Origin of the sequence: Arthrobacter nitrophenolicus (genome assembly GCF_045833485.1) — a bacterium.
Classification (GTDB): Bacteria; Actinomycetota; Actinomycetes; order Actinomycetales; family Micrococcaceae; genus Arthrobacter; species Arthrobacter nitrophenolicus.
In genome coordinates this window covers 1895058-1908190 of the sequence record NZ_CP174504.1, presented here as the reverse complement: position 1 = coordinate 1908190, position 13133 = coordinate 1895058, and the positions used below count along the sequence as shown (strand labels likewise).

The window sequence follows — 13133 nt, the reverse complement described above, 5'->3', positions numbered from 1 at the left end:
TTTTCAGGCCGCGGGCTCCGGCAGGGCGGACGGTCCGTCGAACATGGCACCGGTGCTGGCCTGCGGCACCACCACGTGGACGGCGTTCCGCTGGATGGTGAAGTCGGCGGGCGTGACGGCCGCGATCTCGCCGTCGAGGTTCACGGGCATCGGCGGTTCGGTGACCAGCCGGACGCACCGGCTGGTCAGGTGGTACACCCGGTCGTGCTCCACGAAGCTCCCATCCCGGAGCAGCCGGGCGATCTTTACATGTTCCCGGAGCGGCGCCGCCAGGATGGCGTAGATGTCGAGGATGTGGTCGTCGATCCCGGCGGTGGGCGAAACCGTGTTGCCGCCGCCGTAGTGCCTGCCGTTGCCGACCGCCACCTGGAGCAGGCCCTCAAGCTGCAATGGCTCGTGGTCCCCGTCCGGGAACTCAAGCCGCGCGCGGAACGGCTTGTGCCGGGCATACGAACGCAGGGTGGCAATGCCGTACGCCAGCGGCCCCAGGCGCCGCTTCAGGCCGGGGCTGAGCGCCTCGGTCACCTGGACGGACAGGCCGGCGGAGGCGACGTTGAGGAAGGGCTGCCCGTTGGCGCGCCCCAGGTCGATGTCCACCACTTTCCCGCCCGCGATGGCGGCGCATGCCTTCGCCAGGTTGTCCGGGATTTCCAGGGTGCGGGCGAGGTCGTTGGCGGTGCCGAGCGGAAGGACGCCGAGCACCACCCCGGTGCCGGCGATCCGGCCGGCGGCATAGGAAACCGTCCCGTCGCCGCCACCCACAACCAGCAGGTCATGCCCGTCCGCAAGCACCCGGTCCAGCGTCCCGGCCAGCTCGGCCCCCGAATGCACGTGATGCACTGCGGAGACCGGCACACCTGCCTTGTGCAGCGCCTCCACCGCCAGTTCGCGCGCGGCCACCCCGCGGCGTGATCCGGAGTTGATGACTACGGCAGCAGAGCGGGCCTCTCGGGCAACCTTCATGTGGGACATGTTAGGTCCATCTGTCCGGGAAATGCCTGTGGGCGCCCCCTCCATGGTGGAGGGGACGCCCATCAATACCTTCGCTATGGGTTGACCAGTGCTATGGGTTGGACAGCGCTATGGGTTGGACAGCGGCGCTGAGACCAGCTGCGGTTCCGCCGGAGCATCCGGATCGCGGACCTCGGCGGCGGACTGGGCGGCGGCGGACTCGGCGGCCGCGGGCTGGGCGGCCGCGGGCCTGGCTGCGGCTGCATGCTCGGCCAGGACACCTGTCTGGTGCCGGATCTTCAGCCGGTACAGCAGGGTCCCGCCTATCGCGACGGCACCCACGAAGATCACGCCGCCCCACTGCAGGTACCACTCAAACGGCGGCACGGAGTTGTAGATCTCGGGCCGGGGCCAGATCAGGTTCAGCGTCATGGCACCACCCCACAGGACCGCGAGGATGTTCACGGGGACACCCCACTTGCCAAGGCTGAACCCGGCCTTTCCGTGGCTTGCGTCGGACAGCGGCCATTTCTTCAGGAAGCGCCGCCGGAGCAGCGGGACCGTGACCAGCAGGTAGGAGAGGTAGATCAGGACGATGCTGATGCTGGACAGGATGGTGAAAATGGCGGGCTGGGAGACGTTGACGATCAGCGGCATGATGGCGATGAGTCCGATGACGATGGCCGCCACTGTGGGCGTCTTCCGCTCCGGGTGTACTTTGCTGAGCTGGCGGCTGAAGGGAAGGTTGTTGTCCCGGGCCATGGCGAACATCATGCGGATGGCGGCGGCGTGGACGGCGAGGGTGCAGACGAACACGGCGACGACGATGCACACCAGGAAGGCCTTGCCGAACGGGCCTCCCAGCACGGAGAGCACGATGTACTGCAGGCCGCCGTCGGCAGAGCCCAGCTTGGGGTCGTTCAGGTCCGGGGCGGCCAGGAGCCCGCCGAGGAGAATGAGGCCGCCGAGGATGAAGGATGCCGTGATTGCCCGCAGGATGGCCTTGGGGGCGGTCTTTTTGGGATCCTTCGTCTCCTCGCCGAGGGAACTGGCGGTGTCAAAGCCGTACATCACATACCCCGATGCCATGGCGCCGATGAGGAACACCCCGAAGAAGCCAAGGTCGTGGTCCATGCCGTAGCCTTCGGTACTGAAAAGGGCTTCCGGTCCCCGCACCACATGCCAGCCCAGGGCCAGGATGAGGAGCACGGCGGCGGCGAGTTCCACGAAGACGCCGATGCTGTTGATTTTGGTCATCAGCTTCACACCGAAGGCGTTGATGAGCGTCGAGATTGAGATCATGATGCTGGCGAGCAGCACGCCGTTGAGGGCGAAATCGTAGGTGCCGGTGCCGTCTCCAATGATCTGGAAACCGGACCAGATCTGGGGCAGGGTCAGCTGCAGCGCCAAGGCCACGGCCCCGAGCGCCACGATCGAGGAAATGAGCAGCAGCCAGCCGGCCAGCCAGGCGAAGGTCCCCGACGAGAGCTGCTTGGCCCAGTTGTAGACCGATCCGGCCACCGGATAGCGGCCTGCCAGCTCGGCGAAGCAGAGGGCCACCATGAGCTGGCCGGCGAAGACGATGGGCCAGGACCATGCGTAGGCCGGCCCGGCCATGGAGAAGCCAAAGTAGAACAGTTGAAAAACGCCGGTGAGGATGGAGATGTAGCTGACGCCGGCCGCGAAGCTGGCAAACTTGCCAATGCTGCGGTCCAGGGTCTGGGCATAGCCGAACTCGTCCATGCCACTTGAATCAGTACTCTTGCTGGGTTCCAACATCCGAACTCCTAGATGAGAAAAGCACGATGGTGATGCCCCGCGGCCGCCATTGGACGCGGGTGATATCGGTGGCCGGGCGCCACGCCTGCAGCGCCCGGCCGTTTCCCCCAAATGCTGTTGTTAGCCGGCGGCCCCCACCCCGGCGCCGGCAGATGGGCCAAACCAGCCGCTGGATGCGGGGTGGATGTTCTGCCAGATATGTTTTGCCTCGCGGTATTCATTGAGTCCCGCGCTGCCGAGCTCCCGGCCGATGCCGGACTTCCCGAAGCCGCCCCACTCCGCCTGCGGGACATACGGGTGATAGTCGTTGATCCATACTGTTCCGTGCCGGAGGCCGCCCGCAACACGTTGCGCCCTGGATGCGTCCGAGGTCCAGACAGCGCCGGCCAGCCCGTACTCCGTGTCATTGGCGATGGCCACGGCCTCGTCCTCGGTCCGGAACGTCTCGACGGTCAGCACCGGCCCGAATGACTCCTCCCGCAGCACGCTCATGCCGGAGCGGCAGTTGCCGAGCACCGTGGGCGGGTAGAAGAAGCCGTCCGCGAGCGGTCCCTCGTCGGGGATGTAGCCGCCGCACAGCAGCTCGGCCCCCTCCGCGATGCCGGCCTGGACATAGGCGTGGACCTGGTCCCGGTGCTTGGCGGAGATGAGCGGGCCCGTCTCGGCGTCGGGGTCGAACGGCCCGCCCATCCGGATCTTTTGCGCCCGTTCCACCACCTCAGCCACGAACCGCTCCGCGATGGACTCTTCGACGACGAGCCGCGCCCCTGCCGAGCAGACCTGGCCGGAGTGCAGGAACACGGCGGTCAGGGCGTTGTCGACGGCGGCGTCCCAGTCCGCGTCCGCGAAGACGACGTTGGGGTTCTTTCCGCCGAGCTCGAAGGCGACGCGCTTCACCGTCTCCGCGGCGGCGGCCATGATGGTCTGGCCGGTGGCCAGGCTGCCGGTCAGGGAGACGAGGTCGACGCGCGGGTCGGAGCTGAGCGGGCCGCCCACCTTCGACCCGCTTCCGGTCACCAGGTTTGCGACGCCGGCGGGAACCCCGGCTTCCGCGAGGGTCTCCATGAGCAGGATGGCGGTGGACGGCGTGAGCTCGCTTGGCTTGAGCACGAAGGAGTTTCCCGCGACGAGCGCCGGGGCCACCTTCCAGGCGGCCTGCAGGAGCGGGTAGTTCCACGGGGCGATGAGGGCACAGACGCCCAGCGGCTCGTACACCACGCGGCTGATGGCGTTCGGGCGGCCGGTGTCGATCACCCGGCCGGCGTCGAGGCCGGCAATCTTTCCGTAGTACCGGAAGCAGGCCGCGATATCGTCGATGTCGTATTCGGCTTCGACGAGGCGCTTGCCGGTGTCGAGCGCCTCGGCCCGGGCGTAGGCGGCCTTGTCCCGCTCCAGCAGGTCGGCCACGCGGAGCATGACCGCCCCGCGTTCAAGGTCGGTGAGCCGGCGCCAGGGGCCGCCGTCGAACGCGGCACGTGCACTGGCGATGGCCCGCTCCGCATCTTCCGGCGTCGACTTGGCGACAACTGCCACCTCGCTGCCGTCCGCGGGACAGCGCACGACTGTTGTGCCGCCGTCGGACGCCTGCTGCCAGGCGCCGTCAAGGTACAGGCCCTTGATGGTGTCCTGCGCTTGGCCGGCCTGCTTTGCCTGCTCAACGGTGGCGGTCATGGTCGCTCCTTTTCCTGTGCATCAATCATGCCTAGGCCCTGCCTGCCGGGGCAGCGGCGGCGTTCCGCTCCAGCGGGCTGATGCCGTGCCGGTAGAACTCCGCGTGCTGCGGCGCCAGGGGTGCCTTGCCGGCGATCAGGTCCGCCGCCTTTTCGGCGAGCATCATGACTGGGGCGTAGATGTTGCCGTTGGTGACATAGGGCATGGCCGAAGCGTCGACCACGCGGAGGCCGCGGGTGCCGTGCACGGTCATGTCCAGGGGGTTCACCACGGCCATCGGATCGGAGTCCGGGCCCATCTTGGCGGTGCAGGACGGGTGCAGCGCCGTCTCGGCGTCGCGGGCAACCCAGTCCAGGATCTCGGCGTCGGTCTGCACCGCACGGCCGGGCGAGAGTTCACCGCCGTTGAAGGGGCTCATGGCGGACTGGCCCAGGATGTCGCGGGCCACGTGGATCGCCTCGACCCATTCACGGCGGTCCTGGTCGGTGGACAGGTAGTTGAACACCATGGACGGGTGCACGGTGGGGTCGGTGGACTTGATCTTGAGGGTGCCGCGGGCGTCCGAGTACATGGGCCCGATGTGCACCTGGTAGCCGTGCTTGGCGTCCGCCTTCTGGCCGTCGTAACGGACGGCCACCGGAAGGAAGTGGAACATCAGGTTCGGGTACGCCACGTCCTCGTTGGACCGCACGAAGCCGCCGCCCTCGAAGTGGTTGGTGGCGGCCGGGCCCTTGCGGCCGAACATCCACTGCATGCCGATCCACGGCATGCGCCAGACGTCCAGGGCCGGCTGCATGGACACCGGCTGGGTGCAGGCGTGCTGGATGTAGACCTCCAGGTGGTCCTGCAGGTTCTGGCCGACGCCGGGCAGGTTGACCACGGAGTTGATGCCCAGGGAGTTCAGGTGGGCGGCGTCGCCGACGCCGGAGAGCTGGAGCAGCTGCGGGGTGTTGATGGCGCCGCCGGCCAGGATCACCTCGCCCGCGTTCACCTGGTGGGTCTTGCCGTTGCGGCGGTAGGTGACGCCGGTGGCCACGTTGCCCGTGAAGTTGATCTTGGTGGCCAGTGCCCGGGTCAGGACCGTCAGGTTGTTCCGGCCGAAGTTGGGCCGCAGGTAGGCGCGCGACGCCGAGAGCCGCTGGCCTTTGTGCACGTTGCGGTCAAAGGCCGCGAAGCCTTCCTGGCGGTAGCCGTTGACGTCGTCCGTCAGCGGGTAGCCGGCTTCCTGCGCGGCTTTGAAGAACGCCTGGAAGAGCGGGTTCGTGGCTGGACCGCGTTCCAGGACCAGCGGACCGTCATGCCCGCGGAGTTCATCGTCCGGGTCGGCGGCGAGCGCGTTTTCCATCCGGTTGAAGTACGGCAGGCAGTGCGCGAAGTCCCAGGTCTCCATGCCGGGGTCGGCACCCCAGCGTTCGTAGTCGAGGGGGTTGCCGCGCTGGAAGATCATGCCGTTGATCGAGCTTGAGCCGCCCAGGACCTTGCCGCGGGCATGTGCTACGCGGCGGCCGCCCATGTAGGGCTCGGGGTCCGACTCGTAGCGCCAGTCATATAGCGGGTTGCCGCTGGGGAAGGTGAGCGCGGCGGGCATCTGGATGAAGAGGTCCCAGGGGTAGTCGCTCCGCCCGGCCTCAAGGACCAGGACGCTGGCCCGGCCGCCGTCGCTCAGCCGGTTGGCGAGCACGGAACCCGCGCTTCCGCCGCCGACGATGACGTAGTCGTAACTGGTTTTTGTCATGCTGCTAAATCTCCTTCTGCCTGGGGCAGGCCTCCCGCATGTCGGGGTGGCCGTCCAGGGAATGGGTCAGTGGTCAGGCTGTGGCGGAGGAGCTTCGCCGGTGAAGCCCTCCAGGAAAGAAGGGCTCCCGTTGTGTGGTGCAGGTCATATCCAAGGACAATAATCCAGTTTGAACGAGTGTTCAATAGGCCTGCTGGACAAACGTTCAAAATTTACAAGGGCGTAACGCGGGCAACGTGGAGAGCCCTGAATTTCCGCGTTTTTTGGGCGCAGCCTCTGGGCAGGTTGTACCGTTCCCGGCTCAAATATGACGCGGGCGAAGGGCGATCCGGGCGCGCGGAAGGGCGGCGGAGTCTGTATTGGCCGCCGGGTTATTGGGCCAGGCCGTTAGGCGGCGAAGGCGATTTCTTCGGTGCGGGCGATGCTCCGCTGGATGGAAGCTTCATCCACGCCCAGGAGGGCTGTCAGCCACATGCCGTTCTGCACGACGACGATGTCCGCCGCCCGCTCCCTGCACACGTCGGCGGGCAGCTCGGGCCGGGCATTCGCCAGCAGGGCAGCGAGCCCCTTGAGATAGCGGTCAAAGGCTGCCGCGTTGATGTGCGCGAAGTCCTCATGGGCTTGGGCAAGCGCCCAGAGGTGAAGGCGCAGGGATAGGTGCTGGGTGGTGAGGAACTCCGGGTCGGCGACCCGCCGGAGGGCTTTCCGGAGCTGTTCGTCCGGCGGTGACGCGGGGTCGGGTGCCACCAGCCTCAGGTCGCGTTCGTCGATCCGGTGCAGTGCGGCGCGGATCAGGCTCGTCTTGTCCTCGAAGTAGTAGTTCACGAGCCCCAGCGCCACCCCTGCTTCACGGGCCACGGCACGCATGCTCACACCCGAGATGCCGTGGCGCGACAGGAGGTCCAGCGCCGCCTCGAGGATGCGGGCCTGCCGGTCGACCTGTTCGCCGGAGTTCACGGTGCTTGTGTCCACCCGGCCAGAATATGGGGAAACACCAGGCGGTGCATCCCGAGCACCGGGCGCGGGCTCTCCTAGTGGGCCTGGCCGGCACCGATTTCGACGACCAGCACTCCGGCGGAAATGAGCAGGATCCCGACGGCCATGGTTGGCGTCAGCGGTTCCTTGAACAGGACGCGGCTGGCCACCGCTGTCAGCGCCACGCCGCAGGCCACCCAGATGCCGTATCCAACGCCAAGGGGCATTCCATGGTCAAGCGCCAGGCTCAGGAACCCAAAAGCGGCCACATAGCCGGACACGATGGGAACCAGCCACGCCTTCTTTTTCAGGCCCTCCGAGGCGCGCAGGGACATGGTTGCCGCAACTTCCGTAAGAATTGCCAGGCCGAGGAAGAACCAGGTCATGCCTGTTCCTCCGTACGGCTTTCACGGTGGGCTTTCTGCGATCCGGCTTCCACGGTGATGACTCCCGCCAGGATCAGCGCGATGCCACAGCCCATCAGCCAGGTCAGGGGCTCGTCGAAGATCGCGGCCGACAACAGTGCAGTGGCGGTGACACCACCGGCGCCCCAGGCGCCGTAGGCAACGCTGATGCTCATTCCCAGGCGCAGGCAGACGGTCAGCAGGAAGAAGGCGGCGGCATAGCCGGCGACCACCAGGACGTACCAGCCCGGCGTTTCCAGGGCTGCCTTCAGGGCCAGGGTGGCACTGACTTCCGCGACGACGGCTCCGCCGAGGTAGAGCCACCGCTTCACTCCGCTCCCCCTTCGCCGATCAGGCCGAGGATGTGGGCCACGATTGCCGCCGCGTCAGCCTTGCCGGGGGCACCCACGCCGCTGGCCTGGGCCGCCCACAGTCCGTCCGCCGCCAGCCGGGCAGTCAGAAGCCTCGCCCGACGTGCAGGTGGCGTCCCCTCCGGGATCAGGAGCCAGCGGTCGAGGTGCCGGGACCAGGCTTCCTGCAGCTCGGCCCGGCATGAGGAGTGGAACCACAAGGCCCACTCCGCACGCATGTTCTGCCCGTCAGCCGCTGCCTGGACATAGGACCGGTACCGTTCCTCCACCGTTCCGTCGCTGCCGCCCAGAAGCGCCGCCATCCTGCGCTCCAGCTGGCAGGCGGCGTACTCGACCAGGGCGACCATCAACGCATCCCGGCTTGGAAAGTGGTACATCAGCCCGGGCTTGGTGACCCCCGCCTCCGAAGCCACTGCATCCAGGGTGATGGCGGCACCTTGGTTGCGCGCCGCCACGCGCAGGCCCGCTTCAAGGATTTGGGGCCGCTGACTCTCTCTCACCCTCAAACTTTACCATCCGGACGGTAAAGTTTCAGGGCCATTCCCGCCCGCTGCAGACCCTCCCAAAAAGACGAAGCACGACGGTTCTTGACGCTCCACTACGCCGTATTGAGCGTCCGCGTCGTCGCGTGAACGCCTGCTACAGGAACGATTGTGGGGCTGCTGGGCGCTCCGTACTCTCAACGCATCAGACCCAGCAAAGGAATTCCAATGTCAGAGCCAACAGAGAAGAGCCCGCAGGACGCGGGAAACTCCACCCGCATCGTCGCCGGCCAGGCAGCACCCAAGCGCCCCCTCGGCCTCAAGGTCGGCATCGCGGCAGCAGTCCTCGCCCTCGTTGGCGGTGGCGCCGCCGTCGCCTCCGCCGTCAACAGCACCAACTCCGCGACTGCTCCGGCCGCCGAAGCCGCTCCCGCCGGAAACCCCGCGGCCGAACTCAAGCTCGGCTACTTCGGCAACGTCACCCACGCTCCCGCACTGGTGGGCGTGAGCCAGGGCCACATCGCCGGGGAGCTCGGGGACACCAAACTCAGTACCCAGGTGTTCAACGCAGGCCCCGCCGCTATCGAGGCGCTGAACGCCGGCGCCATCGACGCCACCTACATCGGCCCCAACCCGGCCATCAACTCCTACGTCAAGAGCCAGGGCGAGTCGGTCCACATCATCGCCGGCGCTGCTGCCGGCGGCGCCCAGCTGGTGGTCAAGCCGGAGATCAGCTCCGCGGCGGACCTCAGGGGCAAGACCCTCGCCTCGCCGCAGCTCGGCGGCACGCAGGACGTGGCCCTCCGGGCCTGGCTCTCCGCCCAGGGCTACAAGACCAACGTGGACGGCAGCGGCGACGTGGCCATCAACCCGACCGAAAACGCCCAGACGCTCAAGCTGTTCCAGGACGGAAAGCTCGACGGCGCGTGGCTGCCCGAGCCGTGGGCGTCACGCCTCGTGCTGACCGCCGGAGCGAAGGTGCTCGTCGACGAAAAGGACCTCTGGGACGGCTCCCTCTCCGGCAAGCCCGGCGAGTTCCCCACCACCATCCTCATCGTGAACCAGAAGTTTGCGGCCGAGCACCCGGACACCGTGAAGGCCCTCCTCAAGGGCCACGCGAAGTCGGTGGATTGGCTGAACGGCGCGTCCGACGGCGAAAAGGCCAGGGTCATCAACGCCGCCCTCAAGGAGGCCGCCGGCGCGGAGCTGAAGGCGGACGTGATCGACCGCTCGCTGAAGAACATCGTGTTCACCGTGGACCCGCTGGCCGGAACCTACCAGAAGCTCCTGGCCGACGGCGTCACTGCAGGGACCACCAAGCAGGCCGACATCAACGGCATGTTCGACCTCGCCGCGCTCAATGAGGTGACGGACGGGAAGACTTCCGCCGCGGGCCTCGGCAAGGAGTAGCGAAGGCAGCTGCGCTCACCTGGTCCCTGCCGCAAGCGAGGCGCGGAGTTTCCCGGCCAGGTGCACCAGGAGCCCGGCCACGAGGAACGCGACGAGTACCTCCGCCGTCGTGATGAGAACGGCCGGCCAGCCACCGTCGAGCGTCGGGTCGAGGAAGTCGTAGACGTACCAGCCATCCATGCCGCCGCGGACCCAGGAGAAGATGAGGAAGGCAACTGGGTAGCCCAACCACGCAAGGGGACGCCACCACGTGCCGCGGGCAGTCCTGGTCACCAGCAGCCAGTCGAGTGCAACGAACAATGGCGCCAGCCGGTGGTGTGCCAACTGCGGCCAGTAGAGGTTCCAGCTCCACCAGGGTTCGTCGGCAGGAGCGATCAGGACGATGTAGATGATGCCGGTCATCACCAGATAGAGGACGAGGGCGCCGAACAGGTGGTCCCACCACTGCGGCAGCCGGGCCCTTGGCCGCCAGGCTGAAGCCAGGAGCACCAGTGCGAGCACGAGGTTCCCCTGCACCGTGAATTCCGAGTAGAGCTGGGCGATGTCCACATCGCTGCCCGGCAACGTCGCATCGTAGGTCTTCTGGATAACGGCCGCCAGCACGAAGATGCCCACCGCGGCACGCAGCACCCGGACCCACAGACGGTCCGGATGCAAGGCGTGGTTGACGGAAGCGCGGCGATCGACGGCGGAGGGGAGCATGAGTTCACCGGTCATTCGCCCAGTGTGGCGGCCCGGACCGGGTAGCACTAGAGCCGTTGTACCCCGCGTCAGCCCGCGGAGACCCCGTTCATCTCGGCCCGCGTGGGCGGATTGGCTCCGGGGCGGGAAACGGTGACGGCGGCTGCCCGGGCAGCGTGCTCAAGGAGTTCGGCGAGGCTTTCGGCGGGCAGTTCGCGGAGGTCCTTGCGGTTCTGGGCACCGTCCAGGCCGCGGTCCACGATGCCGGACAGCAGCGCGGCCATGAAGGAATCCCCTGCGCCCACGGTGTCCGCCACGTCCACTTTCGGGGCCGGGCATTCCGCTTCGCCGGCGGCGGTGATGCCCCAGGGCCCGGCCGCGCCGCGGGTGACCACCACCATGGCCGGCCTTTCGGTCCTGCCGAGAGTCATCCAGCGCCGGGCCGATTCCAGCACATCCTCACCGGGGTACAGCCAGGCCAGGTCCTCGTCGGAGGCCTTGACCACGTCCGCGAGGGACACGAACTTTTCGGTGTGGCGGCGGGCGTAATCGACGTCCGTGATGATGCTCGGCCGGCAGTTGGGGTCGAAGCTGATGGTGGCGGACGGGTGCGCGTATTCGACGGCGGCGAGGACGTCGGTTGCGCCCGGCGCCAGCATCGTGGCAATGGACCCGGTGTGCAGCAGGGTGGTGCCCTGCAGCATGAAGCCCAGCCGGTCGGCGATGCCGGGAAGCTCCCAGGCGAGGTCGAACGTGTAGGTGGCGGCGCCGTCGTCGTCAATCAGGGCGGTGGCCACGCTGGTGGGCAGGTCATCCGGGCCCAGCGGGAGCATGACGGAGCTGGCGCGGAGGTGCGCGGCCACGGAGTCACCGTAGGCGTCCCGTCCGTAGCGGCCGATGAACTGCACCGGGTGGTCAAGGCGGGCCAGGCCCACCGCGACGTTGAGCGGGCTGCCGCCCACGTGGGCCTCGATTCCCGAGGCGCGCTGGACAACGTCAACAAGGCCTTCGCCAATAACAGTGAGCATGGTCATACTCTGCCAGAGATGGGCCGCTGCCAGCAGTTCGTGTCAGCGCAACAGCTCCAGCAGGAGTTCCCGGCACGTCCGGTAGGCCTCCGCGCCGGGGTCGATCAGCTCGAAGTGGTCGCCGGGGACGGTCACCAGCCGCGGGGGCACCGGCCCCGAGCGGCCCGCGTCAACGTACCCTGCGGACATTGCCGGCGGGACGTCGTCGTCATCCTCCGCATGGACGGCGAAGACGGGGACGTCCAGCGGCAGCGCAGCCATCGGATCCGCGTACCGGTACCGGCCGGGAAAGTCCGACGGCGGTCCGCCCAGCAGGTTGGCCACCGCACCGTCGCTGAGGCGTAGCCTTTCCGCCCCTGCCAGGTCCAGGACGCCGGACTGGCTCACCACGCCGGCGAGCCGGACGCCGGCGTTGTTTGCCCGGACCTTCCCCTCCTCCTCCGTCAGGCCCAGGGAGCCCAGCCTGTCCCGTCCCGCCGCCCAGACCGCGAGGTGCCCGCCCGCCGAATGGCCCAGCGCCACCACCTTTCCGAGGTCCAGAGAGTGCGGCCCTGCCAATTCACCCAGTGTGTCGATTCCGGCGAGGATGTCCTGGAAGGTGCCGGGCCAGCCGCCACCGTTGCCCGCCCGCCGGTATTCCAGGTTCCAGGCGGCCACGCCGTGCTCCGCCAAATCCAGCGCCAGCGGTTCGCCCAGCTCAGCGCCGTACTTGGCGCGCCAGTAGCCGCCGTGGATGACCACCACCACGCCCCGCGGCCCGGACTCGGCTGGCCGTGGCGGCAGAAACAGCTCGCCCCACTGGCTGGGGTCCTGGCCGTAAGAGTAGCGGCGGCGCTCAATCATGAGCCGAGACTACAGCGAGTGACGCCGTCGTCCTTTCCGTTTGGCGGGCGACCTTTGTGGGCACGTTCCTGTCATGGATTCCTCTGAAGCAGTCACCACCCACGATTCGACGGTCGACGACTGGACCCGCGCCCTGGCCGAGTCCACCGGCTCGCCCGGGGGCGGCGCCGGCACGGGAGTCATGCTGGCCATCGCCGCGTCCCTGACCTCCATGGTCGCCGGCTACTCCGAGAAGGAGGACGACGGCGGCAGGGTCGCCTCAATCAAAGAACGCGCGCAGCAGCTCCGCCGGGAAGCGCTCAAACTTGCTGATGACGATTCGACGGCGTCCCGGGCCTTCGGCGCAGCGTTCCGGCTGGAGCCGGGACCGGAACGCGACGGGGCCATCCGCAACGCATCCGTGGAGGCCGCCAAGGCCTCAGCCGTCCTCGGCGAGCGCGCCATCGACGCGATCGACGACCTCGCCTGGCTGGCGGACAAGGGGAACCCCGCGCTCGTGGCCGACGCCGTCGTCGCGTTCGGGGCCCTCCGGGCGGCGGTGGCCGGAGCCCGGACGAACGTCAGCTTCGACTTGGGGTCGCTGCGGTCCGCCGGCACCTCGCTGGAGGATGTCCGGGAGCAGCACCCGGACCTGTGGGATAACGTAGAACGCCTCACCGCCGCCCTGGACCGGATCGACGGCCTGGCCGCCCGGATTGATGACCGCGCCGCCCCCACCGATAGCATCTGAGGGCACGGTTCCCCTGCTTGGGCTGCCCGGCGGGAGATAGCGCCGGGCTTGGCGGACCGGGATAGGGGACACG

The 13133-nt window shown here is 68.0% G+C and carries 13 protein-coding genes; 2 read left to right on the top strand and 11 right to left on the bottom strand.

Going from position 1 to position 13133, the window contains the following annotated elements; translation table 11 throughout:
• Window positions 1-3: 3 nt before the first annotated feature.
• The 8 genes from ACJJV6_RS08900 to ACJJV6_RS08865 all read right to left on the bottom strand — a co-directional run bounded on the left by ACJJV6_RS08900 (window position 4) and on the right by ACJJV6_RS08865 (window position 8386).
• Entirely contained in the window at window positions 4-963 is a 960-nt protein-coding gene (locus ACJJV6_RS08900; protein WP_407710342.1) for a lipid kinase, read from the bottom strand.
• A gap of 117 nt (window positions 964-1080) precedes the next feature.
• Window positions 1081-2730, bottom strand: coding sequence for an APC family permease (locus ACJJV6_RS08895; protein ID WP_407710341.1), 1650 nt, complete (start codon window positions 2728-2730; stop codon window positions 1081-1083).
• A gap of 120 nt (window positions 2731-2850) precedes the next feature.
• Window positions 2851-4401 carry an aldehyde dehydrogenase family protein gene (locus ACJJV6_RS08890; RefSeq protein ID WP_407710340.1) on the bottom strand — a complete coding sequence of 517 codons (1551 nt, stop codon included), beginning with the start codon at window positions 4399-4401 and terminating at the stop codon, window positions 2851-2853.
• Between the two features lie 31 nt (window positions 4402-4432).
• Window positions 4433-6136 carry a choline dehydrogenase gene (gene betA / locus ACJJV6_RS08885; protein ID WP_354177168.1) on the bottom strand — a complete coding sequence of 568 codons (1704 nt, stop codon included), beginning with the start codon at window positions 6134-6136 and terminating at the stop codon, window positions 4433-4435.
• Between the two features lie 387 nt (window positions 6137-6523).
• Window positions 6524-7108, bottom strand: coding sequence for a TetR/AcrR family transcriptional regulator (locus ACJJV6_RS08880; protein WP_133349701.1), 585 nt, complete (start codon window positions 7106-7108; stop codon window positions 6524-6526).
• 59 nt (window positions 7109-7167) lie between these two features.
• Complete coding sequence (locus ACJJV6_RS08875) at window positions 7168-7497, bottom strand: multidrug efflux SMR transporter (protein WP_009357588.1); 330 nt, start codon at window positions 7495-7497, stop codon at window positions 7168-7170.
• A complete protein-coding gene (locus ACJJV6_RS08870) occupies window positions 7494-7847 on the bottom strand; it encodes an SMR family transporter (RefSeq protein WP_354177165.1) in 354 nt (117 codons plus the stop codon). Before ACJJV6_RS08870 ends, ACJJV6_RS08875 begins: the two co-directional genes overlap by 4 nt.
• A complete protein-coding gene (locus tag ACJJV6_RS08865; protein WP_407710339.1) occupies window positions 7844-8386 on the bottom strand; it encodes a TetR/AcrR family transcriptional regulator in 543 nt (180 codons plus the stop codon). The genes ACJJV6_RS08870 and ACJJV6_RS08865 overlap by 4 nt, the downstream gene beginning before the upstream one ends.
• Window positions 8387-8596: 210 nt before the next feature.
• On the opposite strand from ACJJV6_RS08865, the gene ACJJV6_RS08860 reads away from it, so the two are divergent.
• Window positions 8597-9778 (top strand): ABC transporter substrate-binding protein, encoded by a 1182-nt coding sequence (locus tag ACJJV6_RS08860; RefSeq protein ID WP_407710338.1) that lies wholly within the window; start codon window positions 8597-8599, stop codon window positions 9776-9778.
• A 15-nt stretch (window positions 9779-9793) separates the two neighbouring features.
• Here the strand turns inward: ACJJV6_RS08860 and ACJJV6_RS08855 are convergent, their stop codons facing one another.
• From ACJJV6_RS08855 to ACJJV6_RS08845, 3 genes are read right to left on the bottom strand one after another with little or no spacing between them, the layout of a single operon-like run.
• On the bottom strand, window positions 9794-10495 hold the full coding sequence (locus ACJJV6_RS08855; RefSeq protein WP_407710337.1) for a Pr6Pr family membrane protein: 702 nt from the start codon (window positions 10493-10495) through the stop codon (window positions 9794-9796).
• A gap of 53 nt (window positions 10496-10548) precedes the next feature.
• Complete coding sequence (locus tag ACJJV6_RS08850) at window positions 10549-11487, bottom strand: carbohydrate kinase family protein (RefSeq protein ID WP_407710336.1); 939 nt, start codon at window positions 11485-11487, stop codon at window positions 10549-10551.
• Between the two features lie 42 nt (window positions 11488-11529).
• The gene (locus tag ACJJV6_RS08845; RefSeq protein ID WP_407710335.1) at window positions 11530-12330 is read right to left on the bottom strand and encodes an alpha/beta hydrolase family protein; all 801 of its coding nucleotides are present in this window, start codon (window positions 12328-12330) and stop codon (window positions 11530-11532) included.
• A 73-nt stretch (window positions 12331-12403) separates the two neighbouring features.
• Here ACJJV6_RS08845 and ACJJV6_RS08840 point away from each other — a divergent pair, with 73 nt between their 5' ends.
• The gene (locus ACJJV6_RS08840; RefSeq protein ID WP_407710334.1) at window positions 12404-13060 is read left to right on the top strand and encodes a cyclodeaminase/cyclohydrolase family protein; all 657 of its coding nucleotides are present in this window, start codon (window positions 12404-12406) and stop codon (window positions 13058-13060) included.
• Window positions 13061-13133 lie beyond the last annotated feature (73 nt).